22 protein-coding genes and 2 pseudogenes are annotated in these 26,635 nt (G+C 39.5%); 22 read left to right on the top strand and 2 right to left on the bottom strand.

All coding sequences use genetic code 11. The features are described 5' to 3' along the window. Positions 1-8: 8 nt before the first annotated feature. The 21 genes and pseudogenes from B0169_RS01170 to B0169_RS19705 all read left to right on the top strand — a co-directional run. Positions 9-1,247: a type II secretion system F family protein gene (locus B0169_RS01170; protein ID WP_077283889.1), complete on the top strand. Its 1,239-nt coding sequence runs from the start codon at positions 9-11 to the stop codon at positions 1,245-1,247. A 25-nt stretch (positions 1,248-1,272) separates the two neighbouring features. Further along, entirely contained in the window at positions 1,273-1,779 is a 507-nt protein-coding gene (locus B0169_RS01165) for a hypothetical protein (RefSeq protein WP_077283887.1), read from the top strand. A gap of 146 nt (positions 1,780-1,925) precedes the next feature. Continuing rightward, positions 1,926-2,546 (top strand): prepilin-type N-terminal cleavage/methylation domain-containing protein, encoded by a 621-nt coding sequence (locus tag B0169_RS19670; RefSeq protein WP_077283885.1) that lies wholly within the window; start codon positions 1,926-1,928, stop codon positions 2,544-2,546. 33 nt (positions 2,547-2,579) lie between these two features. Next, entirely contained in the window at positions 2,580-3,101 is a 522-nt protein-coding gene (locus B0169_RS19665) for a type II secretion system protein (RefSeq protein ID WP_077283883.1), read from the top strand. A gap of 468 nt (positions 3,102-3,569) precedes the next feature. Then, entirely contained in the window at positions 3,570-4,049 is a 480-nt protein-coding gene (locus B0169_RS19595; protein WP_077283880.1) for a type II secretion system protein, read from the top strand. Further along, entirely contained in the window at positions 4,039-4,644 is a 606-nt protein-coding gene (locus B0169_RS01145; RefSeq protein WP_077283878.1) for a type II secretion system protein, read from the top strand. Before B0169_RS19595 ends, B0169_RS01145 begins: the two co-directional genes overlap by 11 nt. Next, on the top strand, positions 4,644-5,453 hold the full coding sequence (locus B0169_RS01140; protein WP_077283876.1) for a PilW family protein: 810 nt from the start codon (positions 4,644-4,646) through the stop codon (positions 5,451-5,453). The genes B0169_RS01145 and B0169_RS01140 overlap by 1 nt, the downstream gene beginning before the upstream one ends. Then, positions 5,443-5,913: a pilus assembly PilX N-terminal domain-containing protein gene (locus tag B0169_RS01135; RefSeq protein ID WP_077283874.1), complete on the top strand. Its 471-nt coding sequence runs from the start codon at positions 5,443-5,445 to the stop codon at positions 5,911-5,913. Before B0169_RS01140 ends, B0169_RS01135 begins: the two co-directional genes overlap by 11 nt. Before the next feature lie 245 nt (positions 5,914-6,158). Beyond that, entirely contained in the window at positions 6,159-10,616 is a 4,458-nt protein-coding gene (locus B0169_RS01130) for a DUF6701 domain-containing protein (protein ID WP_077283872.1), read from the top strand. 250 nt (positions 10,617-10,866) lie between these two features. After that, positions 10,867-11,910 carry a rod shape-determining protein gene (locus tag B0169_RS01125; protein WP_077283870.1) on the top strand — a complete coding sequence of 348 codons (1,044 nt, stop codon included), beginning with the start codon at positions 10,867-10,869 and terminating at the stop codon, positions 11,908-11,910. 15 nt (positions 11,911-11,925) lie between these two features. Beyond that, on the top strand, positions 11,926-12,807 hold the full coding sequence (gene mreC, locus B0169_RS01120; RefSeq protein WP_077283868.1) for a rod shape-determining protein MreC: 882 nt from the start codon (positions 11,926-11,928) through the stop codon (positions 12,805-12,807). Then, a complete protein-coding gene (mreD, locus tag B0169_RS01115; RefSeq protein WP_077283866.1) occupies positions 12,804-13,283 on the top strand; it encodes a rod shape-determining protein MreD in 480 nt (159 codons plus the stop codon). Before mreC ends, mreD begins: the two co-directional genes overlap by 4 nt. A gap of 1 nt (position 13,284) precedes the next feature. Then, on the top strand, positions 13,285-13,872 hold the full coding sequence (locus B0169_RS01110; protein ID WP_077283865.1) for a Maf family protein: 588 nt from the start codon (positions 13,285-13,287) through the stop codon (positions 13,870-13,872). A 12-nt stretch (positions 13,873-13,884) separates the two neighbouring features. Continuing rightward, a complete protein-coding gene (gene rng / locus B0169_RS01105; RefSeq protein ID WP_077283863.1) occupies positions 13,885-15,348 on the top strand; it encodes a ribonuclease G in 1,464 nt (487 codons plus the stop codon). A gap of 44 nt (positions 15,349-15,392) precedes the next feature. Continuing rightward, the gene (locus B0169_RS01100) at positions 15,393-19,535 is read left to right on the top strand and encodes a YhdP family protein (protein ID WP_077283861.1); all 4,143 of its coding nucleotides are present in this window, start codon (positions 15,393-15,395) and stop codon (positions 19,533-19,535) included. Between the two features lie 2 nt (positions 19,536-19,537). Further along, positions 19,538-20,386 carry a carbon-nitrogen hydrolase family protein gene (locus tag B0169_RS01095; RefSeq protein WP_328588997.1) on the top strand — a complete coding sequence of 283 codons (849 nt, stop codon included), beginning with the start codon at positions 19,538-19,540 and terminating at the stop codon, positions 20,384-20,386. Next, positions 20,379-21,827 carry a metalloprotease TldD gene (tldD, locus tag B0169_RS01090; RefSeq protein WP_077283859.1) on the top strand — a complete coding sequence of 483 codons (1,449 nt, stop codon included), beginning with the start codon at positions 20,379-20,381 and terminating at the stop codon, positions 21,825-21,827. Before B0169_RS01095 ends, tldD begins: the two co-directional genes overlap by 8 nt. 362 nt (positions 21,828-22,189) lie before the next feature. Further along, positions 22,190-22,477, top strand: a complete 288-nt coding sequence (yafN, locus tag B0169_RS01085; RefSeq protein WP_077284516.1) for a type I toxin-antitoxin system antitoxin YafN — start codon at positions 22,190-22,192, stop codon at positions 22,475-22,477. Positions 22,478-22,500: 23 nt separating this feature from the next. Beyond that, positions 22,501-22,872 carry a type II toxin-antitoxin system YafO family toxin gene (locus B0169_RS01080; protein WP_235838429.1) on the top strand — a complete coding sequence of 124 codons (372 nt, stop codon included), beginning with the start codon at positions 22,501-22,503 and terminating at the stop codon, positions 22,870-22,872. A gap of 125 nt (positions 22,873-22,997) precedes the next feature. Further along, positions 22,998-23,132, top strand: a pseudogene (locus B0169_RS19710) (RHS repeat-associated core domain-containing protein); the annotation flags it as partial. 83 nt (positions 23,133-23,215) lie between these two features. Next, positions 23,216-23,356, top strand: a pseudogene (locus tag B0169_RS19705) (tyrosine-type recombinase/integrase); the annotation flags it as partial. A gap of 76 nt (positions 23,357-23,432) precedes the next feature. Here B0169_RS19705 and B0169_RS01070 read toward each other — a convergent pair. Together B0169_RS01070 and B0169_RS01065 are read right to left on the bottom strand one after the other, a co-directional pair. Then, entirely contained in the window at positions 23,433-24,263 is an 831-nt protein-coding gene (locus B0169_RS01070) for a CvfB family protein (RefSeq protein WP_077283855.1), read from the bottom strand. Between the two features lie 66 nt (positions 24,264-24,329). Next, a complete protein-coding gene (locus B0169_RS01065) occupies positions 24,330-24,791 on the bottom strand; it encodes a tellurite resistance TerB family protein (protein ID WP_077283853.1) in 462 nt (153 codons plus the stop codon). Positions 24,792-25,416: 625 nt separating this feature from the next. On the opposite strand from B0169_RS01065, the gene B0169_RS01060 reads away from it, so the two are divergent. Next, positions 25,417-26,634, top strand: a complete 1,218-nt coding sequence (locus B0169_RS01060) for an efflux RND transporter periplasmic adaptor subunit (RefSeq protein WP_143323427.1) — start codon at positions 25,417-25,419, stop codon at positions 26,632-26,634. Position 26,635 lies beyond the last annotated feature (1 nt).

Here is a 26,635-nt window from a genome sequence, read left to right as displayed (position 1 = left end):
ATAATATTATGCCAGCATTTAATTATATTGGGCGAGATGCCAATGGTAGCCAAGTAAAAGGCGCTATCGAAGCGGTCAATTCCGCTATGGTTGCTGAGCAATTATCCCGTAAACGTATTATTCCGATATCTATAGAAAGCGCTGAACAGGCTGACACTGACATTTCATCAAAAAATATTGATATTAGTGATTTATTGGGTTTTAACCAAGTTACCTTGGACGATTTAATTGTTTTTTGTCGGCAAATGTATGCCTTGGTTAAGTCAGGTGTACCTATTTTAAGAGCCATCAATGGCATGGCAGAATCAAGTACATCAGTAAAGTTAAAGTCAGCATTAACAGATATTTCTGCGCAACTAGAGGGTGGCTTTCCGCTTTCTAATGCTTTACATCAGCACCCCAAAATATTTACGCCCTTGTTTGTTTCTCTGGTCCATGTTGGCGAGAATACAGGTAATCTCGACGATGCATTTCTAAAGCTTGCCAGCTATTTTGAGCGTGAACAAGAAACCCGTAAACGCATTAAAACCGCTTTACGCTATCCTAGCTTTGTTTTGATTGCCATTGTTGCTGCGTTAGTTATTTTAAATATTTTTGTAATTCCGACCTTCGCAAATATGTTTAGTAAGCTCGGCGCTGACTTACCTTGGGCAACTAAAATGCTGATTGCTAGCTCCAACTTCTTTCTCAACTATTGGCCGCATATGTTGATCGCCAGTGTTGTTGGCTTTTTTGCGATTAAGTATTACTTAAAAACACCTGCTGGGATGTACGGTTGGGACAGGCGCAAGTTGAAATTACCGGTTGTTGGTGGGGTTATTGAACGTTCAATTCTATCTCGTTTTGCTCATACCTTTGCCATTATTTTACGTGCTGGCGTACCAATGACGTCTGGCTTAACACTCGTTGCTGATGCCGTTGATAATACTTTTATGCGTGAAAAAATTATTGCCATGCGTAGTAGTATTGAAAGTGGTGAAAGTTTATTACGCTCGGCGGTTACCAGTACCTTATTTACTCCTTTAGTGTTACAGATGGTCGCTGTCGGTGAAGAAACAGGGCGAGTTGATGAGTTACTGGCAGAAGTTGGTGATTATTATGAACGAGAAGTAGACTATGAACTTAGTACATTAACAGCGCGTATTGAGCCTATTATGGTTGCAATTGTCGCTGTTATGGTCTTGGTATTAGCGTTAGGTATCTTTACCCCTATGTGGGATATGATGTCAGCATTCCAAGGTAAGTAAATGAACTTCTTTATATGGTAAAACAATGACATCATTACAGGTTGCTGAAAAAAAGGAAAAGTCTCTAGCAGAAATTCTTATGGTAGTTGTGCTGGTAGCATTATTAATGGCGACTTTTATATTTTATTTTTTTAAACACCAAGGACAACTGACCCGTGCTGGTTTCGAATCGATAGCGCAAGTTTTTTCTGCAAGAGTCAATGGTATTCGTGCACAGTGGTTTATGGATAAACAACCACATTTGGTTAAGATTCAAGCTAGTAACCAGCTAGCCGATGGTAGCAATGAGGTAAAGGTTCCTGTTAATAGCAAAGGCTGGGTTGACGCTGGAAGTTCAGATTTATCATGCCAAGAAATTTGGCATTTTGTGATGGGATCACCTTTAGTTTATATGAAGCAACCTATTGGGGCAGTGTTGGTTGGTCCTACATATGAGAAGATGAATTATTGTCAATATAGTTTATCCAGTGGTGAGTATTTTACTTACTATCGCCATGATGGCAAAGTCAGTCAGGTGCAATTAAGACACTAAAATCTACTGGCTCGTTCTCAGGATTAGCGTAAACACGATGTTTTATTCTAATTTTTATGGAAATGTAACTAAGTAAGTGACTTTATTAGTATTTCGTTGTTAGAATAAAATTAAAGCAAAGTTGATATTATAATTAAGAGGTTGTTATGAGAAAACAGTCAGGTTTTACCCTTATAGAGTTAGTTATCGTTGTTGTGATCTTAGGGTTTTTGGCGGTTACCGCAATCCCTAAATTCCTAGACTTAACTGATCAAGCAAAACAAGCAAACATTGAAGGCATGGCTGGCGGTTTTGCTACTGCGATCTCATTAGCTCGTGCACAATGGGAAGCAGAAGGGCGTCCTACAGATGGCACTAACCGTAATGTTGTTAGCTACGACGGTGCAGACTTAGTATTAACAACTGAGGCTACAGGTATCAGACCCGGTTATGTTGTTTCATCAGTTGCCGGACGAAATAATAATGGTGCAGGGTTAGGCACTGGCTTCACATCGGCTAACTGTGTTGATATATGGCAAAACATTTTCCAACAACCGCCGCGTATAACAGACGCAATTACAACTTTGAATAACGATAATGGTATAGATTACTTAGCAGCAAAATCAGGCTCAGGTGCTACAACTCTCTGCCACTTCTATTTAAAGGAAACGTTAGATAAAAGTGGCGATAATTATACAGACCCAGGCACAGCAACAGATACTGGCAATACCAATAGTTTTACTTATCAGCCAGCAAACAGTTCAGTCGTGGTTTATATCAATAATTAGTTCTAGAAAAGTTAAAAACAAAAGGTTTATATTATGAATAAGTTTACAGGCAACACTTTTAGTAGCCAAAAGGGTTTTACACTCATTGAGTTAGTCGTGGTCATTGTGATTTTGGGTATTTTAGCGGCAACTGCTGCGCCTAAGTTTATTGACTTAACGGGTGATGCAAAAGCTGCAGTGATGAGAGGTGTTGAAACCAGCATGGTAAGTGCTGTGAGTATTATACATGCTAAAGCAATCATCGATGGTCAAACATCTGGTGACCAAACAGTTGAGGTTAAAGGAGTATTTTATAGACTCCATAATGGTTATCCTGCGGCTAGGTGGAGAGGCAACGGAAGTGGTGACTCTACTGCTAATGCCAGTAGTATTTTAGGTTTGTTGGACATCGATTCAAGTGCTACGGGCGACTTTAGAGTAACGAACGGTGACCCAGCTAGAATTCAACATGTTTCTGCTGCATCGAACACGACTAATTGTCGACTTACTTATACGCGTTCAGCTGGTGTTGACATACGCCCAGTGATTGACAGTTCTTCATTAGACGATTGTTAATATTGAGTTGAATGAGTTAAAGGGGGGCTAAGCTCTCCTTTTTTATATCGATATTTTAGCTTTAGGCTTAAGTATCTTTTAATCATGAATGTTAATTTGCTATCGATCTATGTGTTCTTACAAATCTAATGTAGAGTTTAGCGCTCAATGTAGAGTTTAGCGCTCTACGATAAAATAACAACGTAAGTAAAGCATACACATTGATAATCTGGTGGTAAAAGGCTCAAAAGATATAGCTAGATGTAATGCTAAAGCCACATAATACTTAAGAAACTGATAACGCTTAGCTTTATAAAACTGCTGAGATATACTTGTACAACAATGATTAAGCCTATAATTATCGTAGCAGAGTGTGCTTCGCAGAAAGCTGTTTTCCCTAGTTTGAAATGTTCGAATTTATGCACAGCGGTTATAATAATTTATGATTACTTGTGTTTTCTAAGGTAAACAGATAAAAGGTCGTAGTAGATGAATTCAAAAGGGTTTACTTTAATAGAACTTATTCTGGTTATTATAGTTTTAGGTATTCTTGCTGTTACAGTTACGCCTAAATTTTTTAGTAAAAATGGCTTTTCTGAATATGCTTATCGCACTGACATAATCGCCAAATTACGCTTAATACAAACGCGTGCGATGCAACAAGTTAATTCCCCCTCTGCCACGAGCAATAAGTTTTGTCATCAAGTGCAGTTAGCCACTAAACAGCTAACAAAAGTGCTTTGCAGCCCAATTGCAGAGTATGCAGACCCAAGACAGCAAAGAGCTACAAGTGTGACAATTGCGAGTGATGATAGCGTTACTTTTAGTCCCGCAGGGCTTATTTTTGCTTTTGATGCTATGGGCCGGCCCAGCGTTAATGGCAACAATAGAAAAATCGAAATCACCATTACCGGTGAGCAAGCATTACAAGTTATTATCGAGTCAGAGGGCTATATTCATGCTAGCTAATCATGGTGCATTGCTAGGTGTTGCTCATGCTCGGCAATTGCAGAGAGGCTTTACCTTGATTGAAACCGTCATTGGTATTGTGGTGCTATCAATATCTTTTGCAATTTTCACAACGTTACTTTATCCCTTGTCTAAACAAAGCGCAGAACAAATTCATCAAATTAGAGCCGCTGAGTTAGGCCAATCAATGATGAATGAGATTTTATCAAAAGCATTTGATGAAAACTCTGATATGTCTGGCGGCTTATACCGCTGTGGCGATGACATCAACAATGATGGCGCCATTGAAGTAACAGATGGCGAACGAGCATGTTCAGTAAATTTAGGCAATGAAGAGTCTGGTGATAGGGCATTATTCGATGATGTTGACGATTATAATGACTTAGTCATTAATGAAATTGAGAGTTCTCTAGGGGCCGGTGATCCTTTAAAAGATATTTACCGTGGTTTTCAAGTAAAAGTTAGTGTGACTAACGAAAGTAACTATCGGGTCACCGCTAATGCAAATAATTACACGGCTAAGTTGATCACGGTGACGGTAACAACGCCGCAGCAATTTGACTTCGTTTTTTCTGCCTTTAAGGCTAATTTTTAATGCGCTTATTATCGGCTAAATCAAAGGGATTTACTTTAGTTGAGCTCGTCACAGTGATCGTTATTTTGGGTATTGTTGCCACGAGTATCACGAGTTTTTTACGATTTGGCACTCAAAGTTATACCGATGCAGCGGATCGTGATGCACTTATTTCAACCGCGAGATTTTCGCTTGAGCGGCTTAGTCGAGAAGTCAGAAATGCACTGCCCAATAGCATACGTACTATCGGCAATAATGCTCAATGTTTAGAGTTTACCCCTATCGACCAAAGTGTTATTTATGTTGATATTCCCGTAGCTCCGGAAGCGGCCAGCAATAGCATCGAAGTACTCATGCTAGAAGATTCGCTACAAGCAACAACCAAGTATGTCTCGATATATGCATTAAATACGGCCGATATTTATACTAAAACTCCGGGGGTGGTCGCTGAATTTTCTTCTCTAGATAACGCTGGCGATAAACAAACACCATCAACGATTAATTTCACCAATAATATTTTATTTGTCGCTGAATCACCGACTAAGCGACTGTTCTTTATCGACGAACCCGTGAGTTATTGTATTGAAAGTGAACAGCTTAGACGCTATAAAGGCTATAACGGCTATGACACTAATGGTAAGCCGAATAACGGTGGTGTTTTAATGGCTGAAGATCTAGAAAACTTCTCAGCAGCGGGTCGAGTTGTTCCGTTCGAAACCCTACCTAGCACGTTACAAAGAAACGCTATGGTTATTGTGCGTTTTAAATTCGTTAGAAATGATGAAGAAATAAATTTTAGTCATGAAATTCAGGTGCCTAATGTCCCGTAACCGTAAATTAAAGAATCAACTGTTTCATCATAACTTAGGCTATTATCGACCGCGTAGAGGTAGTTCGTTAGTTATTGCTATTTTTGTTATTGTTGTGATGTCATTACTTGGCGCTGCTTTGGTTAAAATGATGGACTCTAGTCAAGAAAATTTAGCGTTTGAAGTATTAGGAACGCGTGCCTACAACGCTGCCCAAACGGGGGTGCAATGGCAGTTAGCACAGTTGTTTCCTGTGGGTTTAAATAGCAGCGCAGTAAATACATGTGCTGATGTTAGCCATAAGCCACCCATAATCAGTACAATAAAGGGTTTTAACGCTTGTGAAATAGTCGACCCTATTAAATGTGATGACTTCACTCATAATGGGGTACGTTATTATACCATTACAAGTGTCGGACAGTGCAATATCGCTGGTGAAACTACCTCGAGAGTGATTGAAGTGGAAGCTCGAAGTATGTAGAAGTGGTTTCTACGCAGCTTGAGTAGTATGCAAGCTGTCTTGGTGTATTGCCTTATTGACAGGTGAAAAAACTGGCTTTCCTCGTTTTGAAGTGACGTATTTCATGGGGAGGCGATATAAAAAAGCTTGGCTAATGCGATATAATTTATTTCAGTTAGTGTAGAGTGTGACTTTACTCGACGTTAACAATTAGTGCTGATATCAATCAACATGCTAGTAAAGTATTAAGATAGAAGGTTGTTATTATGTGTAAATTTAAATATTTTACTGCTTTGTTTATGCTGATTTATAGCGCTTTTTCAGCTCCTGTTTTGGCCGCTGAATGTCAAGCTGTATTTCCTGATGTTATTGCTTCTCATGGCGCTAGCGCAAACACCAGTAGTGTTGATTTTGGTTACAATGCACGCCTTATCAATAACCCTGATACCGTATTGTCGACTTTTCAAATTAGTCATAACTTAGGTTCGAACATTAACAGTTGTTCGACGGCTAATTGCATGGCTTCTGGTCAAGCTTCACTAGAGGTTAATGCCGATTTTTTACGCGGTAGTGGCACCATTGACTATAGTCCACCGAGCAATCAAATAACGACTTTTGGCACCACAAGTGTCAATAATTATGATCAAATAACCGCTAACTCCGATGCAGTACTTAATTTTAGTGCTAACCATGATGTTTATTTTTTTGAGAACTTATCTTTAGGCTTTAACAACACACTTAACTTGTCTGCAGGAAAAACCTATTATTTTGGTCAATTTTCGGTAGCGTCAAGTGTCGAAATCAACGTCGTCGGTGCGGGCACTGCCGTTGTTTATATTGACTCAGGAGTATTATTTACTGCCGCAACTATGGTTAACTCAAGCGGTAAAAATATATCCGGTGATGTAAGTAAACTCGTGATGCATGTTAATGGGGATGTAACGCTAAATAGCGGAGTGACCTTTTCAGGCGCTCTGTATGCTAAGGATATTACTTTTACATCGGCAAGTTTCTTACATGGGGTGACCTCAGGAGAGAAGTTTACCGTAAACTCTGACTCTATTTTGACTTACGATAGCGATGTTTTTACGGCTGATTTTGGTGAGTTTTGTCAGAAAGCTATTCCTGTTACCGCCATTGCTAACTTTAAGTTCGACGAAAGAGAATATGCTAATGTTGCTGGCGAAGTTAAAGACAGTATTGGCGAGTTTCATAGCACAGCGCGATCAGCACAAACGGTAGAAGGTAAGGTGTGTCAAGCACTTGATTTATCTACAACAGGTACTCAAGACTATGTCGTAATTGATAAAGATGTTTTACATAATAAAAGCGAGTTTAGTATTTCACTTTGGCTGAAAACGGCTAAAACTAGTAATCAGAGTATTCTATCTGGCGCCACATCAGGCAGCCATAATGAACTATTGATGTGGTTTACGCGTGACACAAGCTTTAGGCCATATCTAAAAGATAGGCCGATTAGCACTTTAACTACCTCTTCGATTGCAGGAGACACTTGGCGTCACCTAGTTTGGACACATGGTGATAATCAGAGTTGTCTATTTATTGATAGTATTGCTCAAGGGTGTATAGCTTTAACAACAAGCCCGCGGAGTGTAGAAAGTCTGATTTTGGGGCAAGAGCAGGATAGTGTTGGTAATCGTTTTGATTCTTCCCAGGCTTTTAATGGCCTAATGGATGAGCTGGTTATTTTTGATGGTGTTATTGGCCAAACACAAATTAATCAAATATATAATTATCAAAGTAACGGTTTAGATCTTGATGGCGAATCTATTATTTGTGACAGTGAATTGATTGCGCAATTTTCAATGGAATCGTTATCATGGAATGGATCCCCCGATGAAGTTATTGATGAAACAGGTAATTTTAATGGCCAAGCGTTCAATGGCCTTACTACTAATAGCGCAACCTCAGCGCTAACGGGTAATCCTGGTACTTGTAGCTATGGAGAATTTGATGGCATTGATGACTATATTCAAATTGACGATGATGGTACGAGTGACTTTCCCTTAGATTTACAAAAAACATTAACGGTAAGTGTTTGGATAAATCCCAAATCATTACCAAGCTCTGGCCTAAAAACTATTGTTTCGAAAGATGAGAACTACGAATTTCACCTGCAACCTTCAGGTGAAATTAACTGGTGGTGGCAAACATCGTCTTTTTCTACATCGGGTGCCGGTATTACAGCGGGTAACTGGTATCACGTTGCCATAACTTATGAAAGTGGTAAGCAAGTAATCTATATTAACGGTGTTGAAAAAGGATCTAGCGCGGTAACGGGGGACTTAATATTAAACAATGACCCCTTACAAATAGGGCAAGATCAGCGTATTTCTAGTCGATTCTTCTCAGGGTTGATTGATGAAGTGCATATTTTTAAAGGCGCGTTAAGTGCTGCTGAAATCAATAAGATTTATGCTAAAAGACACCCTTGCGCGGAGCCCGTTATTCATCACTATGAAATTGTGCATGATGGTAATGGTTTAACTTGTGCCGCTGAGCAAATCACCCTTAAAGCTTGCACTAATAGCGAATGTGCAAGCAATAGTGATTTAAGTACCGAAGCGGTGAGCTTAAACTTTACTGTCATTAGTCCAACTGATGGGCGTATTATTAAAGCATCACCAACCTTTACAGGCAGTACAAGCTTTACGTTTAATCATACCACCGCAGAAACATTAACTTTATCAGTTGACGATGTAAGCGTGAATGCCAGTCATGCTTTTGAGTGTTCAGGTGTCGGTGATAGCTGTAACATGGGCTTTGAAAACGCTGGCTTTAGGTTTCTTTCTAGTAACGATAATAATGAGACTATTGCACATCAAATATCAGGTAAAGAATTTGCCGACACCCTAAAACTGCAAGCGGTCAAAAGTAATAATGGGGTGTGTGAAGGTTTATTTTCTGGTGATGTTACTGTTAGCTTATCTCAAGAAAATATAACGCCAGATTTAAACTTTAACCCCGGCTTAGCTTTCCAAACGGGTGACAAGAATATTGCAAAATATCCACAATTTTCCAACGATGTTACCTTAGCTTTTGATGCTGAGAGTACTGCGACTATTGTAAAACCTCAGTATCTAGATGCTGGGCAAATTCGTTTACATGCAAAATATGCTAATGACGATATTGCTATTGTTGGCAGTTCAAATAGCTTTTGGGTAAAGCCAGACAAATTTGTGATTAACTCTACGGCCAGTTATAACGCCACTGCTGATAGCACTTTTGTTGCAGGCAAAGATTTTACTTTTCATGTTCGTGCCTTAAATGAGAACGGTGATATTACACAAAACTATCGACAAAGTGATGGAGCATTAAAACTAAAGGTGACACGAGTAGTGCCTGCTCTTGCAGGTACCATCAATGGTCAGTTTACGCACCTCGATAATACAAGTATTGAAAGCGATACTGGCTTTCAGCCTGTGATATTAACTAATTTTAGCGATGGCGATAAAGGGCAATCAGTATTTAATGGTGGGCGATATAATGAAGTTGGTGTTATTAATGTCGAGCTACAAGATAGTAATTATGGCGGTTTGTCCGGCAGTACGGGCTTAGTCTCTGCAAATACTCTAACAATGGGGCGCTTTATTCCTGCATATTTTAAGCAAACGGTTAGTACCAAAGGCAAGCTTGATGCCTATCACAGTGATGCAGATTCAGGGCGCTGTGAAATAGCAAATTGGACTTATACCGGCCAACGCACAACTGACAACAAAGGCACTATTGGTTATAGTCTCGCGCCTACAATAGCCATTACCGCTTATAATGCTCAAAATGAAATAACCGAAAATTATACACTAGGTGCAGCAGAGAACTCTATGAGATTGCTGGCAACGGGGGTTGATATTACTCTGCCTGACCATGACGATGAGCAGCTACGTGTTAATGACGAAGACTTAACGGTTGATGAAAATGCTGCAAACTTTGTTGAGATCACTGCGTTTATGGAGCCAGGTAAGCTAGAGTTTAGTGTTAATGATGAAGGCGCTTTAGTTGCCGGACAAATGCTTTATACGTTTTCAGATAATGACCATTTTAGTTATGATCGGGATGAAACTAGTTTCTTAAAGCCATTTTCGGCGAAAATTCCTTTTGTACCCCAGCAAATTACCGATCAAGATGGCGTTACTTTACAAATCAATCCAGCCAACAATGAAATAGCTGAAGCCGCTATTGAAAAGCTTGTCAGCACTGGTGTTGATATTCGTTTTGCTCGAATGGTGTTAGCAAATGCCTATGGCTCAGAAAATACACGTTTGCGAGTACCATTATCTATAGAGGTTTATAACGGCACCAACGGGAAATATGACAGTGAAAATTTTGCGATAAACTCTAATGAAAGTTGCTTAACTGCGAGTGTAGAGGGTAAAAAATCAGGTACAAAATACTCAGGTAATATGAACATTTGGGATTATCGTCTCATTGATATTGAAACCGACAACATACAGGTTGCCGATACTGAAGCGAGTGTTAGTGGTGTTTTCATTGAAGGTGAGCAAAAACAATTATTTTTCAGTTCACCAACTAAGCAAGGAGTGCTGGACTTTGAATACCAAATGCCAGCATGGTTGCAATTTGATTGGCGTAATGAGGATGGTAAGAGTGATGGTCCGTTCGATGCTAATCCAAGTGCTACATTAAGCTTTGGTCTTTACCGCGGCAACGACCGTATTATTTCATGGCGTGAAGTGGCCAATTAGTGTTGAGATGGCTTGAGTATTTTGTTGACCTGCCGCCTGTAAACGCTTGTTGATTTAATGAATAACAAAAAAACTGAATATTTCGCGATATTTTTATCAATCTAACAACACAAGCGCTATAGTCTGCGGTATGATAGCTTGTTAATAATACCAAATATCATTTGTCAGCTGATTTTAAGTTGGCAAATTTAGCACAATACTATTCTGGCAATTTGTTGCCTAGGTGATGTTTAAAGGACATTTCGACAATATGTTTAAGAAATTACGCGGCATGTTTTCTAACGATTTATCAATCGACTTAGGAACAGCAAATACCCTGATTTATGTGAAAGACCAAGGCATTGTTTTAAACGAGCCTTCTGTTGTTGCTATTCGACAAGATCGCAGTGGTGGCTCTAAAAGTGTAGCGGCTGTTGGTACTGCAGCTAAACAAATGTTAGGCCGTACGCCGGGCAATATCGAAGCAATTCGCCCGATGAAGGATGGCGTTATTGCTAACTTTTTTGTGACAGAAAAAATGTTGCAATACTTTATTAAACAAGTGCATAGCAATAACTTCTTACGTCCTAGTCCACGTGTTTTGGTTTGTGTTCCTTGTGGTTCAACACAGGTTGAACGTCGTGCCATTCGTGAATCAGCTTTGGGTGCAGGTGCACGTGAAGTTTACTTAATTGATGAGCCTATGGCAGCGGCAATTGGTGCGGGTATGCCAGTATCAGAAGCAACTGGCTCAATGGTAGTTGATATTGGTGGTGGTACTACTGAAGTTGGTATTATTTCATTAAATGGTGTGGTTTATTCTTCGTCTGTGCGTATTGGTGGTGATAAGTTTGATGATGCCATTATTAACTATGTACGCCGCAATTTTGGTAGCCTGATTGGTGAAGCAACCGCTGAACGAATCAAGCATGAAATTGGCTCAGCTTATCCAGGTGAAGAATTAGTTGAAATTGAAGTACGCGGTCGCAACCTAGCTGAAGGTGTTCCTCGTAGCTTTACACTCAACAGCAATGAAATTTTAGAGGCACTACAAGAGCCGTTAACCGGTATTGTTAGTGCTATTATGGTTGCACTTGAGCAATCACCACCTGAATTAGCAGCTGATATTTCAGAGCGCGGTATGATTCTAACTGGCGGTGGTGCTTTACTGAAAGATATTGATCGTTTATTAATGGAAGAGACTGGCATTCCGGTTGTGGTTGCTGATGATCCATTAACTTGTGTGGCACGTGGCGGTGGCAAGGCAATTGAAATGATTGATATGCACGGCGGCGACTTGTTCTCTTACGAATAATCAATAGTTCACGCAATGAATCCAATATTTAAGCATGGACCTTCCCCACAGCACCGACTTATTTTGGTGCTGTTTTGTTCTGGACTATTAATATTTTTTGACCATAAAGCTAATAGCTTCGAGTTTGCTCGCGGTTATTTGCAGTCTATGGTGAGCCCTCTGCAATACCTAGCAACAGCGCCTAAACAAATGATGAATTGGGCGGCAGAAAATATTGTTACTCGTCGTCAACTTATTGCGGATAACGAGCAATATAAAATCAATGAATTAGCTTTTCATGAACAAGCGTTACAATTACAGATTGTACAACGCGAAAATGATCGTTTAAGGGCCTTACTTGCGTCACCATTACGTGGTGATGCTAAAAAAATGGTTGCTGAAATTTTAGCGGTTGATAGTGACCCTTATACCCACCAAGTGGTCATTAATCGAGGGGCAAATGATGGCGTTTATGAAGGTCAAGCCGTTATTGATGATGAAGGTATTGTAGGTCAAATACTGCATGTTGGCACTACCAGTAGTCGTGTATTACTGATCACCGATGTAACTCATGCGGTACCGGTCAGAGTCAGCCGAAATGGCGTTCGCTTAATTGCGAGTGGGGTTGGGGTGATAGATACCTTAGGACATAACCATGTGCCGCATAGTGCTGATATTCGAGTTGATGATATGTTAGTTACGTCAGGCTTAGGCGGTAAATTTCCAGAAGGCTATCCCGTGGCAAAAGTGACTTCTGTGTTGCAAGATGAATCACGAGCTTTTTCTCAAATTCAAAGTCAACCTGTCGCGAAAATAGATCGCTTACGTTATGTTTTATTGTTATGGCCAGAGCAAAACAACTTGCAAGCAACTAAAAATATAGTGCTAAAACCAGATGAAAAGGCTAAAAATAAATGACCATTGCTAGTCGCTTGATTATTTTGTTAACTTTTTTAGTTGCTTTAATGGCGAGCATTATGCCTTTGCCTTTGAGTGTTGATGCTTTTCGACCTGACTGGGTACTGATTGTACTACTTTACTGGTGCTTGGCGTTACCAAACCGAGTTAATGTTATATCAGCGGGGGTGATGGGCTTTATTCTTGATGTTTTATTAGGTTCAACCTTAGGGGTTCATGCTGCAGCAATGGCTATTTCTGTTTATATTGTGGCAGGAAATTTTCAAAAAATACGCAACTTTTCTATTTGGCAGCAAGCATTAATTGTTGGTGTGTTGTCGGCGCTATATCATTTAATAGTATTTTGGCTGCAACGCTTTCTAACTGATGCAGTATTTTTGCCGAGTTATTTATACCCCGTGCTTACCACAATTATATTGTGGCCTTGGGTATTTTTATTATTACGTAAAATAAGACGAAACTTTCGAATCAAATAACATGTCTAATACCCTGATTTTGGCGTCACAATCACCACGCCGTAAAGAATTACTAAAACAACTTGGCTATGATTTCACTTGTGTACCTGCCGATATCGATGAAAGCGTACTGTCGAGTGAATCTCCTGAGCAATATGTTGCTCGTTTGGCGTTAGAAAAAGCGCAGGCTATTGCTATTAAACATCATGATGATGTGGTGGTACTTGGTTCAGATACTAGTGTGGTATTTGGGCAGCATATTTTAGGTAAGCCTGAATCTTTATCTGATTGTCATACTATGTTGGCTATGTTATCAGGCAATACTCATGAAGTGGTTACCGCAATTGCTGGGGTTAAAGGTCAACGGTTTGAGGTTGTTATAGTAAGTACAGAGGTAGATTTCAAAACCCTAAGTGAAAAAGAAATAACACACTACTGGCATACAGGTGAGCCGCAAGATAAAGCTGGCGCTTACGGTATTCAAGGCATTGCGGGTCAATTTGTTAAACAAATTCGTGGTAGCTATTCTGCTGTAGTTGGCTTGCCTTTATATGAAACAGCCCAGTTGCTATCGGCATTCGGTGTTAAGTCATCAATGACAACAGATTAAACAGGAATCGATATGAGCGGTGAATTACTTATCAATGTTACTCCAAGTGAAACACGGGTAGCGTTAATCGAAAATGGTTCACTACAAGAAGTGCATGTTGAGCGCGAAGCTCGACGGGGCTTAGTAGGAAATATCTACCTTGGGAAAATTATTCGAGTTTTGCCGGGTATGCAAGCCGCGTTTGTTGATATTAATTTAGGTAAAGCTGCTTTTTTACATGCCTCTGATATTAATTCTAAATTGATTTTAAAAGAAGATAGTAATAGCGAACAAGTGCCAGACATTCGTAATTTGGTACATGAAGGGCAATATATTGTTGTTCAGGTTGTTAAAGATCCTATGGGCACAAAAGGTGCCCGTTTAACCACGGATATTACTGTTGCCGCCCGTTTTTTAGTGCTAATGCCTAATGCTAGTCATGCGGGAATATCACAGCGTATTGAAGACCCGAAAGAGCGAAACCGTTTAAAGTCTATTGTTACGCCTTATTGCGGCGAAGATCATGGCTTTATTGTCCGTACTGCTGCTGAAGGTGCTGGCATTGAAGAGTTGCAACACGATGCCGAATTTTTACGCCGTGTTTGGGCAAAGGTGACCGAGCGTAAAGAGCGTAAACAAACCAAAGACCCTATTTATCAGGATTTATCATTAGCATTTCGTGTGCTTCGTGATTTTGTTGGGGTTTCACTTGAACGTATCCGTATTGATTCTAAGCTAACTTATGAGCAATTGGTTGAGTTTACCAGTGAATTTGTGCCGAACTTAGCGCCGGTATTGGAATGTTATCCCGGCGAGCGACCAATATTCGATTTATTTGATGTTGAAAGTGAGATACAACGTTCATTACATCGCAGAATTGAGTTGAAGTCGGGTGGCTATCTGATCATAGATCAAACGGAAGCTATGACCACGATTGATATTAATACCGGAGCCTTTGTTGGACACCGAAATTTAGAAGAAACAATATTTAACACTAATATTGAAGCGACGCAGGCAATTGCTCGACAACTGAGGTTGAGAAATCTTGGGGGTATTATTATTGTCGATTTTATCGATATGAATGATAAAGAGCACCAACGTCGAGTGCTGCATAGTTTAGATGTTGCCATGGCTAAAGATAATGTTAAATATAGTTTGTCAGGGTTTTCAGCGTTAGGGCTAGTTGAAATGACCCGTAAACGCACACGCGAAAGTTTAGAGCATATTCTTTGTGGCGAGTGTGAAGTTTGCCATGGTCGCGGTTATGTTAAAACGGTTGAAACTGTGTGTTTTGAAATTTTACGAGAAATTGTTCGTGTTAACCGTGCATACGATGCCGACAAATTTATTGTTTACGCTTCGTCGTCGGTGAGTGAGTCATTAATAAACGATGAGTATCATAACCTTGCTGAGCTTGAGGTTTTCATTGGTAAGCAGATTAAAGTACAGACTGAAAACATGTATAATCAAGAGCAGTTTGATGTTGTTATGATGTAGTGTCCTATATTTATGAGTAATGTAAGTGTCTTGGTAAAAAATTAATGAGTGTTTCCGCGGTATTAAATCGCTGGCTTAAGCGCCTTTATAAACTGTTAGCAATTTTGTTAGTGGTGTTTGCCGTATTGATTAGTACTTTGCGCTTATTTTTGCCTTATGCACATAACTATCGCCAAAATGTCGAAGATTACATAAATACTACCTACAACAGTAATATTTCAATAGGCTCATTGAGTATGGGCTGGCAAAAGTCGGGACCCACGTTGATCACTCGACAAGTCGAGCTTTTATCCCGCAGTGATAGTAGAATTTATATTGATAGCTTAGAAGTCGAGCTCGACTTCTGGCGAAGTATGCGTTCAAGACAATTAGTAACGAAAGATTTTGTTATTTCAGGGGCAGAGCTTACTTTTGAGCAAGATGCCCTGATTAATTCTGCGGAAGACATCAGTGATACTGCAGAACCAGACGAGAGTTTAACCGACTCGCTTTCTACCATCTTATTAGAGCAAATTTCTCGTTTTTCAATTCGTGATAGTCATGTGCTATATCGCTCTATTACTGGTGAGCGTGCGTTTACTATTAATGAAATGTTTTGGCTTAATGATAACGATCGCCATCAAGCTAATGGTACTGTCATTGTTGACGGCTTAAGCTCTAATAATTTAAAAGTATTATTAGACTTTACAGGCCAAAGCTTTAGTAACCTCAGTGGCCAAGCTTACCTCGAAGCGAATGAAATCGACATAACGCCTTGGCTAGGCCGAGTATTAGCCATTAAGGATGCCGATACACATTCCTCTATTAACTTTGATGCCTGGTTAAATATCACCGCTGGCGAGCCCGAATTTATTCAATTAGCACTCGGTAATAACAAAATTAGCTGGCAGCATTTAGATAAAACACAAAATTTTGAGATTATTGGTGGTGATGTTCAAATAAAAACCTTGGATGACTTGCAGTTTAGTGTTGCTACTTCACCATTAACGATTAAAAGAAACGGTACTGAAACTAATAGGCTATCTGCACTCGTTAATGTTGAAGGTGATAATGTTAACGGCTATATCAGTGCTTTAGAGCTGGCAAGTTTTAATGGAATATCGCCGTTATTATTGGATGATGTTGCTATCGAAAATTTATTACTTGATATGGCTGCTGTTGGTCGTGTAGAGGATATTTACTTTCGTTCTAGCGCTGATGATTTAGCGATAACTGCAGAATTTAATAACGTTAATAGTCGTTTTAGTCATGGTATTCCTGGCATTGACAATGCCAGTGGTGAATTGATTTATGCAAATAATCAACTGAATATATCGTTAACGGCTGTTGATGGCGCGCTTAATTTTGACAAGCACTTTAAGTACCCTATTCCTTATACACATTTATCTAGTCAGATTAATGCGCAGTTTTTGGCGGATGATTGGCAACTCTCGGTTGAAAATATTGCCTTAAGCTCATCGCAGCTAAATTTAACCGCTGATGTGACTGTGCAAAGTACAAAAGACCAACCGATCACTATGTCATTATTAGCCAGTGTAAGCGATGGCGATGCTAAATTTGCTGAATATTATTATCCCCATTTATTGATGGGGCAAGGACTGGTTGATTACCTAAATGGTGCCATTGTTAATGGTAAAGTTAATCAGGCTTTGGTGCTGTTTAATGGTCCATTGCAAAGCTTTCCATTTGATGATCATGAAGGTATTTTTGTTGTTGATGCCGAGTTATCAGAAAGTACATTTAAATTTGATCCGGAATGGCCGGCAATCAATAATTTTTCAGCCAATTTAAACTTTACTAATAATAGTATGCTAATAACAGGGCGAGCAGGTCAGTTATCAGGTATTGATGTTAGTGGAGTTGAAGCCGCGATTGCGAGCCTATCTGATGGTCAAGTATTAACGGTAGATGCTGATTTTACCGATGTACTGCCACAGCAGGTGAGCCAATTAATGGACGCTAGTCCTATGCAAGACTCTATTGGAGTGACATTAGAGCAAGTCGTTATTTCTGGGCCTGTTAGCGGTGCGTTTTCTTTAACGCTGCCGCTAAACGATCTTGATGGAGTTGTTGCCAAAGGGCATGTCGACTTTAAAAATAATACTTTAGCGTTACAAGCACCGCGAATGGATTTTAGTCAAGTTAATGGCCGACTCAATTATACTAATGATGTGCTTGCTGCTAGCAATGTTCAGCTAGACTGGCGGGGATTGCCATTAACTCTTAATGTACAAGCGAAACAAAAGTCAGAATTATATAACGTCAATATTGAAACATTAGGTCAATGGCAAGATACTCAGTGGCATGCCCAACTGCCTGATGAATTAGTAAAATATGCTCATGGCCCTTTAGCTTGGCAAGGCTTATTAGCGCTTAATATCAGCGATGACGAGTTTACTTATGACTATCAAATCAACTCGAATTTAAACCAATTAACCTTAACTTTGCCTGCGCCATTTACAAAACAGGCTGAACAACAAGTTGCGGTTAATATTCATGCTTTTGGTGATGAATTAAATAGCACGATTAGTGCTGATATTGGGGATAATGTTGATTTTTATGGTTTACTTGAGCACCAGCAAACACACTTTTCGCTGGCTCATTTAGTGCTGGGTAAGCAGCAACTGTGGTTACCGACCACAGGCTTTCATATTACAGCAGACTTGGCAGAAGCTAACTATGAGCAATGGCAACCGTTAGTATTAGACATTCTTGCCTCACTTGAATCAGAGCCAGCTGTTTTGAATTCAGCAACGGTATCTTCAACTGGCAGTGTTAGTGGACTCAATCTATTAACCACACCGGATAAAATACATGGAAAAATTGATAATTTATCTGTCTATGGTGAAAACTTCCAACAAGTTGACTTTAATTTTTCACCTAAGCCTAATTGGTGGTTACTTGATGTTAATGCCAAAGAATTAAGAGGCTCGGCCAAGTTCTATCCTGATTGGCATCAACAAGGTATCGATATTGATGCTGATTTTATGCATTTACATAATGTTGATGATACGTCGGTTAAAGAGGTGGTAACTGAAAATGATCCGAGCTCAAAAGTAACAACTGCGCAGGCTAAAAAAATAGCGAGTGAACAAGTCACTTCTACTACTGAAGATAATGACGTAGAAGCGACTCGATCTGTGGAAAAAATCGATGCAGACAATACCGAACTTACTGTTGATAGCAAAATTCAACAGCCTACACCTTTGATGATTGATCATCTGAGTAATAGTCAAATTTTTGCTGCTATGCCTCCGCTAAAAGTCAAATGTGCGAGTTGCAAATATGGTGCATATGACTTCGGTGAAGTCACTTTTACACTTGAGCGTGAAAATGTAGATACGTTGTTACTGAATAAATTTACCGCTAAACGTGGCAAAACCCAAATGGCCTTTGATGCACGGTGGCAGCAAACAAAAGATAGTTCAAATACCCGTATTATTGGCACGCTAGCAACAAACAGTGTTTCTCGTGAGGTAGAGAATATCGGTTATGCTTCTATTATTAGAGATAGTGGTATTGCTATGAAATATGACGTTGTTTGGCAAGGCGGTCCGCATGACTTTGCACTATCTACTTTTGACGGTGAGCTTTCAGCAAAGCTTGATGATGGCTATTTAGATGATGTTGATGATAAAGGTGTTCGTATTTTGTCGTTACTCAGTTTGCAGTCATTAGTGCGCAAGCTTAGTTTTGATTTTCGAGATATCTTCAGCGACGGGATGTTTTATAGTGAACTAGCGGGCAGTTTTACGATGAAAAACGGCGTGGTATACACTGATAATGTTTTGATGAAAGGCACCGCTGGAGATTTAACGATTGTCGGCAATACCAACTTAAATAATGGTGATCTTGACTATCGCATGTCATATAAGCCTAATTTAACCTCTAGCTTGCCTGTATTGGCGTGGATTGCGACATTAAACCCCGTAACATTTTTAGCTGGCATGGCCCTTGATGAAGTGATCACGTCGACCGTAATCGCCGAAATTAATTTTGAAGTGACGGGGAATTTAGATGAACCGACATTTAAACAAGTCAGCCGAAAAAATAAAAACATCAGTGTTGGCCGTTCATCTCCGCCAAAAATTGTTGATTCAACGCCAGATAAGAATCTTGAGAACATAGATCCTGTGCCTGAAGAGCCAATAAAGCCAGTACCGATAATAGATAACTTTAATGGTTAATAATGGTAAGTAAAACAATGCAACTTTGTGCAATACAAATGACCTCCAGCACCAATATTGCTGATAATATTGCTGATATTGAACAGCAGTTAGCAACCTTGGCATATGAACAACAGCAATTGGTATTATTACCAGAATGTTGTTTATTTTTTGGTGGTAAAGACCAACAACAGCTAGCATTAGCGCGTGAAAATCAAGAAACCCAGCAGTTGAAAATACAACTGGCTGAGCTTGCTAAGCGCTTTAATGTGTTTCTTGTAGCAGGTAGTATTCCTGTGCTAGCAAATGAAGATGATAAATTTACTAATAGCTGTTTTGTTTTTTCGCCACAAGGTATAGAGCTTGGTGATTATGATAAACTTCATTTGTTTGATGTTACCGTTGAAGACAGTGAAAAAAATTACTGTGAATCTCGTTATGCTCAAGCGGGTGAGCATGTTAGCGTAGTTGACGTTGCAGGTATTAATGTTGGCTTATCAATTTGTTATGATCTGCGTTTTCCCGAGTTATTTCGCCAGTTGTGTCAACAAGGCGCAAAAATTATTACCGTACCTAGTGCCTTCACCCGGGTTACAGGGGCTGCGCATTGGCAGACGTTATTACAAGCACGCGCGATTGAAAATCAAGTATATATTATTGCTGCCGGACAAGAAGGTGTGCATTTAAATGGCCGTGAAACATGGGGCCACAGTATGATCATAAGCCCTTGGGGTGAAATACTGGCTCAGTGCGATACCGGTAAAGGTATTATTTGTGCTGACTACCAAGAACAAGAATTACTCAACGTGCGTAAAGCTATGCCTGTTGCTACTCATAATCGTTTTAAAAATAAGTTGATGTCGTATGAATAATGTTGAGCAAGAGCTCTTAGCTAATAGTGAAATAGAACCAAGCATGTTAATGGATACGTTGGATAGTATGTTCCAACGTAAAGTAGATTTAGCTGATTTATATTTTCAATCTAGCAGCCATGAATCATGGATGTTAGAAGACGGTATTGTTAAAGAAGGCTCTTTTAACCTTGAGCGTGGTGTGGGTGTTCGTGCAATATCAGGTGAAAAAACCGGTTTTGCTTACTCTGATGATATTTCTCCTGTGGCCTTAAAAAAGGCCGCCGATGCAGCCAAAGGTATAGCTAATGCTGAGAAATCTGCACGTGTGCAAGTATTTGATGGTAAAAGCATGCAGCAAAGCCATGCGCTTTATCAAGCGAACGACCCATTAGCGAGTTTAGCCCAAGAACAAAAAATCACCTTATTGCATGAAGTAGAAGCACATGCGAGAAGTGTTGATAAGCGTGTTAAACAAGTTATTGTTGGCTTGTCAGGCGTTTACGAAAAAGTATTAGTAGCGGCTAGCGATGGTACTTATGCGACAGATATTAGGCCATTAGTTCGACTTAACTGTTCGGTATTAGTTGAAGAAAATGGTAAACGAGAACGAGCAAGTGCTGGCGGCGGTGCACGCACAGATTACAGCTACTTCTTTGAGTTAGAGAATAACAAACCTCGTTATCTTAGTTATGCTGAAGAAGCGGTTCGTCAGGCGTTAGTTAATTTAGTAGCGATTGATTCACCTGCTGGCTTATTGCCCGTTGTGTTAGGCGCTGGTTGGCCTGGTGTATTACTACATGAAGCGGTTGGCCATGGTTTAGAAGGCGATTTTAATCGTAAAGGCTCATCAGCTTTTTCAGGTAAAGTTGGTCAGCAAGTCACCTCTGAGTTATGTACCATAGTAGATGATGGCACAATAGCCAACCGTCGAGGCTCTATCAGTATTGATGATGAAGGCACACCAGGACAGTACAACGTACTGATCGAAAAAGGTGTACTTAAAGGTTATATGCAAGACAAGCATAATGCCGGTTTAATGGGCGTTAAACCAACCGGCAATGGTCGACGTGAATCGTATGCACATTTACCTATGCCGCGTATGACTAATACTTATATGCTGGCGGGCGAGCATAAGCCAGAAGATATTATTAAATCAGTAAAAAAAGGCATTTACGCACCAAATTTTGCTGGTGGCCAAGTGGATATTACCTCAGGTAAGTTTGTATTCACCAGTTCAGAAGCTTATTTAATTGAAAATGGTGAAATAACCTCACCGATCAAAGGTGCGACATTAATTGGTAGTGGCCCTGAAGCAATGCAAAAAGTTAGTATGGTGGGTAATGATCTGAAACTTGATGCAGGTGTTGGTGTTTGTGGTAAAGACGGACAGAGTGTACCTGTTGGTGTTGGTCAACCCACTTTGAAAATTGATGAAATGACCGTTGGCGGTACGCAATAACGCTGCTGAATTCTTTATATGAACTTAAAAAATAGACGATGAGTTGAGGTGAAAACACCGTCCGGAGAAAGTTTTTAGTACATAACGGCAATAAAAACAGAGGTTTGCCTTGCCGTTTTTATTGCTCCACTAATTAACCATAAGTTATTCTGCGCTTGACCTCATGGCAAGTTCAATTATTCGGCAACTACAGTCAGATAAACACCCTCTTAATCGAGTGCTGGTTGAATTCGACGGCCAATATTATTTATTTAAACAGAGGTAGTATAAAGGCAGTGTATGAATACAGATAAAATATACTTTGATTTAAAAAGTACGCTATACTGTACTTAATTAAGTACGATTTTTATATGGGTGCTATTATGGCTTTACAATCAATTTTGGCGGAAAAGACCGTTTCCGTGAGCGAATTAAGAAAGAAACCGTGTGAGTATTTTCTTGATGAGCCTGTCGCCGTGCTTTCTAATAATAAAACAGCGGGCTATATGGTAAGTGCTGAACTTTACGAGCAGATGGTTCATTTACTTGAAAGTCAATCGCGTGTTTCTCGCTTTAGGCCAAATAAAGAAAGACTTACCGCAATAGCGGAGAAAAGTCAGGCATTATTGTTATCAAGTACTGACGTTGAATTAGGTGAATTCTCAGAATGATCCGAGTTTTTAAAAGTACTGTTATGATTAAGTCATTAACTGACGAAGAGTTAACGCAGTTAGTCGATGACTTTAAACAATACAAAATGACAGATATTCCTCCTGAATATTTTGGACGAGATGTTCCATATGACCACCCTAATTCACTACCTTCAGTACTAGCTGAAGAATTACAGCACCTTCATTTAGGTAGTGAAGACGAGCCTTTACCACTGCGCAATATTCAATTTCACCGCACCAGCGATGTACATTTAGTGTATTGCCAAGGTGCCATGAATTCTGATTGTTATTTATTGATGGCAATTTTAAAGCCAAACGCACATGACTTAGCGAATAACCGAGAGGTTATGTTTAAGCTTGCTACAATGGCTGAAAAGTTCAGGTCACGTTTCTAACTATCTAATAGTAAAAGCATTCTTATATTGTTAAGATAATTCTACTCTCGTTGTTTTTGCTCTTTAAAAAATTCCCCTCTTCTTTATCGTAGCCATCAAACTACCTACGATGCCTGCGTTTTCCCCATATGAACGGGCGGGTGTATGATTATAACCTTGGTCGTTTCTTGAGTGTTGATCTGTTTATACAAGAGCCAGGTAACAGTCAGTCGATTAATCCTTATTCTTATATTATGAATAACCCGTTGGCGGGGACAGAACACCCACCCCAAACACCGAAAACTCGAAAGTTACCAATACCCGCAAATATAAAGACGTTCGTGAACGTGAATATCTAACATCATCAGAGATTGACCGCATCAGCAAAGCTGCCAAGTCCATTAGTCGTCATGGTCATCGTGACTGTACCATCATCATGGTTGCTTACCATCATGCATTGCGTGTGTCTGAGTTGGTCAATTTGAAGTGGTTACCAACCGCATAAAAAAAGCCCGTTTGGGCTTTTTTTAACTCGTGACAACAGCTTAAGCTGATGAGTGTATTACTTTGTAGGCAGGTAATTACTTTAAGCGGATACCGTTAGATTCAATGGTGATTTTGCCATTTTTCATTAAGTTACCCACTGTTGCTTTAAAGGTTTTTTTACTGACGCCTAAAATGCGTTTGATCAATTCAGGATCACTTTTATCATGTAATGGGCTAAAGCCGTTATTTTCAGCAATATGAGCCAATAATTTATCACTAAAATCTTTAACTTTACCTTCGCCTGGGCGGGTCAATGATAAATCAATGCGACCATCTTCACGCACCTGTTTAATATAACCTGTTATTTTTTTGCCGGTACGTAATGGTTTAAATATTTCGTTATCGTAAAGTAAGCCCCAATGTAGATCATTGATAATGGCTTTAAAACCTAAGTCTGTTTTGGTCGCGATAGTTAACTTTACTTTATCCCACTTTTGATATTCTGCCGGCCAAATATCGATAAATTTATCCAGTTTACTTGAAGCAACTAGGCGATCGGTTTTTAAATCGAGAAATACTCTAACCAAATAATACTTACCAACTTCCATTTCACTGTGCTGTTGGTTATATGGAACCAGTAAATTTTTTGGTAAGCCCCAATCAAGAAAGGCGCCCATTTTATTTACTTGGCTAACTTTTAGTGAGGCAAACTGATCTACTTCCGCTAAGGGCTTTTCAGTGGTTGCTACGATACGATCAGCGGTATCAGCATAAATAAAAACCTTAACTTCACTACCAGGTTGGCAGTTTTCTGGTACAAAACGATTAGGTAACAGAATTTCTCCTAACTCATTTGCATCTAAATAGGCGCCATTATCAGTAATTGCTACTACAGGAAGGGTGTTATATTTGCCAATACTTGCCATGTGGATTCTTGCGGTCAGTTAACTTGTGCCTATAATAACCGATTCGGCGCTAAGTTAACTATCATTTTATCTGCTAGGGTGGTTTTTTGTTTGGCAGTTGAGTTTGGTTTGAATGTACTCACTGTGTCGTAAATGTAATAAATCTGATATTTTGCGAATGATATGCTCTTCAATACTATCAAGCTCACCATCAGCGTATGCGACCTTCCATAGCAACTCAAGCATAGTTATTCGTTGCTCGGTGCTGTAACTTTCATTGATTTTTGATGTAAATTGGTAAAAGTCAGTGGCATTCTCACATAATGCTAAAGAGCGTTTGATGATGTCTTGCACTTCTTCATTAGAAAGCTGAAATTGCTTAGAAATAATATCGCTCAACTTTTGCTGTTCAGCATTATCTAGTTGCCCGTCAGCAAGCATGACTTCACACAATAAAACGCTGCAGGCTATCTCTAAACTTATTTCATTTGTCTGTTGTTGACCTTCTGCACCGAGTGATTGAAAAAACTGATTAATTTTTGACAACATAAATTTACCCTCAATTGATAGGTTTAATACTAAAGTATTCACTTCTAGGCACAAGTACTTAGCGGGCTTATTTTATAACAAATTGTAACTACGGTTAGGTGTTTAATTAGCGTGAGCTCTAAACTGAGCACATTTGCTTAACCTAGTGCTGAGTTGTTCAACCTGAGTTTGTTCACTGATCTTTTATTGGGAATGACCGTATCAATACCCTATTAAGGTTATCGCTTTGGTTAATTGTTGTCTTTTCTAGGTTGTAGATAATAAAAAGTGTTAGGCCAGGTGATATTTACCAAGCATTGGCTTGTGATAGTTTTAATAATTATTTCAGTGTTGGCGATATCGGCTAAGTAGTTTTATAAAAATTTAACTATTTAGTGAAAAAAACCAACTCGTTATAAATGTCACATTAAGTTCAGCATATAATTTATACTACTTCTTAAGTCATTCTTGCCTAACTTGTTGTTATTTATTGCTTTATTTATTAGTTTTTAAGCGGCTTTCAAAACGGCGCGAATTTTGTAACAAGCATTTACAACTTTGTTAGTTTTTGTAGCCATAGATTTAGGTATCCTAGTTGCAATTAAACTAATAATTACAAAAATATAGATTTTATGAGGACGTCACAGTGACACGGAAAAAACAAATATTCATACCTTTTGTTATCTTAATCGCAGGTATTTTAACTTTTGTTCTATTTTCAAGCATGAAAAAACCGCCTGAAGAGAAAGAAGAAGTTGATAATACTCCTATCGTTGCTGTTGAGCCGATATCGTTAGCACCATTAACCTTACAGGTAGATTCATACGGGGTGGTTGAACCTAAATATGAAACTGAGTTAGTGGCACAAGTGAGTGGCCAAATAGTTGAGCTATCAGATACCTTTGTTCGAGGTGGCTTTATTAAGAAAGGGCAGCTGCTAGCACGTATTGACCCTAATGATTATGAAGCTGCCCTTATTGACGCTGAAGCGACAATGGCTTCAGCCCGTGCTTCCTTAGAAACTGAACGTGCACAAGGGCAAGTTGCAGAGCGAGAATGGAAACGTATTACAGATACTTCACCAACAGAGTTGAGTTTACGTAAACCACAATTAGCACAAGAAATTGCACGAGTAAAAGCAGCGCAAGCGTCAATATTAAGAGCAAAACGTAATTTAGAGCGTACCCAAATAAGAGCACCTTATGATGCTATGATTGACAGCCGTAATGTTGGCCTAGGTTCGTTTGTTGGCACTGGCAGTATGGTGGGCAAATTATTAGGTACCGCGGTAGCAGAAGTAAGATTGCCCGTTGCTGATAATCAGTTAGAGTTTCTTGTTGAACAAGGGAAAAATGCCAAGGTCAATTTAATAGGAACATTTGCTGGTCGTGACATCATTTGGCCAGCAAACATTGCTCGCAGTGAAGGTGTTATCGACAATAAGAGCCGTATGAGCTATTTAGTCGCTGAAATTCATGACCCTTATGCTTTAGCAAATAGCAATGAAACACCAATACGTTTTGGCTCTTATGTAAAAGCTAAAATTTTAGGGCTTGAATTAGCTCAAGCAACACGTGTTCCTCGCTACTTGGTTGATAATAATCGTGTGGCTATTTTAGATGCTGAATCTAAATTGCACTACTCAGAGATCAATATTGTTCGTCAAGATGGCCAAAATGTGATTGTTTCAAATGGCTTAGCACATGGTGATCAGTTGATCGTTTCTGCGCTCGACTATCCTATTGATGGTATGAAACTGGCGTTAATTACAGATGTACCTGAAGAGGATGCTGAAGAACAGCAAGATGAGAGCATGGAAGACAGTTCACAAGTCGCGCTAAACGATAGCGATTCAGGGGAATAAA

This window comes from Cognaticolwellia aestuarii (assembly GCF_002000025.1).
GTDB lineage: Bacteria > Pseudomonadota > Gammaproteobacteria > Enterobacterales > Alteromonadaceae > Cognaticolwellia > Cognaticolwellia aestuarii.
Note: the sequence above shows the minus strand (reverse complement) of the source record. Positions and strands in the feature narration are given on the sequence as shown.

What these genes read in the sequence shown, in the direction of transcription:
- B0169_RS01170 (WP_077283889.1), top strand. Translation starts at nt 9, where the DNA reads ATGCCAGCATTTAATTATATTGGGCGAGATGCCAATGGTAGCCAAGTA.
- B0169_RS01165 (WP_077283887.1), top strand. Translation starts at nt 1,273, where the DNA reads ATGACATCATTACAGGTTGCTGAAAAAAAGGAAAAGTCTCTAGCAGAA.
- B0169_RS19670 (WP_077283885.1), top strand. Translation starts at nt 1,926, where the DNA reads ATGAGAAAACAGTCAGGTTTTACCCTTATAGAGTTAGTTATCGTTGTT.
- B0169_RS19665 (WP_077283883.1), top strand. Translation starts at nt 2,580, where the DNA reads ATGAATAAGTTTACAGGCAACACTTTTAGTAGCCAAAAGGGTTTTACA.
- B0169_RS19595 (WP_077283880.1), top strand. Translation starts at nt 3,570, where the DNA reads ATGAATTCAAAAGGGTTTACTTTAATAGAACTTATTCTGGTTATTATA.
- B0169_RS01145 (WP_077283878.1), top strand. Translation starts at nt 4,039, where the DNA reads ATGCTAGCTAATCATGGTGCATTGCTAGGTGTTGCTCATGCTCGGCAA.
- B0169_RS01140 (WP_077283876.1), top strand. Translation starts at nt 4,644, where the DNA reads ATGCGCTTATTATCGGCTAAATCAAAGGGATTTACTTTAGTTGAGCTC.
- B0169_RS01135 (WP_077283874.1), top strand. Translation starts at nt 5,443, where the DNA reads ATGTCCCGTAACCGTAAATTAAAGAATCAACTGTTTCATCATAACTTA.
- B0169_RS01130 (WP_077283872.1), top strand. Translation starts at nt 6,159, where the DNA reads ATGTGTAAATTTAAATATTTTACTGCTTTGTTTATGCTGATTTATAGC.
- B0169_RS01125 (WP_077283870.1), top strand. Translation starts at nt 10,867, where the DNA reads ATGTTTAAGAAATTACGCGGCATGTTTTCTAACGATTTATCAATCGAC.
- mreC (WP_077283868.1), top strand. Translation starts at nt 11,926, where the DNA reads ATGAATCCAATATTTAAGCATGGACCTTCCCCACAGCACCGACTTATT.
- mreD (WP_077283866.1), top strand. Translation starts at nt 12,804, where the DNA reads ATGACCATTGCTAGTCGCTTGATTATTTTGTTAACTTTTTTAGTTGCT.
- B0169_RS01110 (WP_077283865.1), top strand. Translation starts at nt 13,285, where the DNA reads ATGTCTAATACCCTGATTTTGGCGTCACAATCACCACGCCGTAAAGAA.
- rng (WP_077283863.1), top strand. Translation starts at nt 13,885, where the DNA reads ATGAGCGGTGAATTACTTATCAATGTTACTCCAAGTGAAACACGGGTA.
- B0169_RS01100 (WP_077283861.1), top strand. Translation starts at nt 15,393, where the DNA reads ATGAGTGTTTCCGCGGTATTAAATCGCTGGCTTAAGCGCCTTTATAAA.
- B0169_RS01095 (WP_328588997.1), top strand. Translation starts at nt 19,538, where the DNA reads ATGGTAAGTAAAACAATGCAACTTTGTGCAATACAAATGACCTCCAGC.
- tldD (WP_077283859.1), top strand. Translation starts at nt 20,379, where the DNA reads ATGAATAATGTTGAGCAAGAGCTCTTAGCTAATAGTGAAATAGAACCA.
- yafN (WP_077284516.1), top strand. Translation starts at nt 22,190, where the DNA reads ATGGCTTTACAATCAATTTTGGCGGAAAAGACCGTTTCCGTGAGCGAA.
- B0169_RS01080 (WP_235838429.1), top strand. Translation starts at nt 22,501, where the DNA reads ATGATTAAGTCATTAACTGACGAAGAGTTAACGCAGTTAGTCGATGAC.
- B0169_RS01070 (WP_077283855.1), bottom strand. Translation starts at nt 24,263, where the DNA reads ATGGCAAGTATTGGCAAATATAACACCCTTCCTGTAGTAGCAATTACT.
- B0169_RS01065 (WP_077283853.1), bottom strand. Translation starts at nt 24,791, where the DNA reads ATGTTGTCAAAAATTAATCAGTTTTTTCAATCACTCGGTGCAGAAGGT.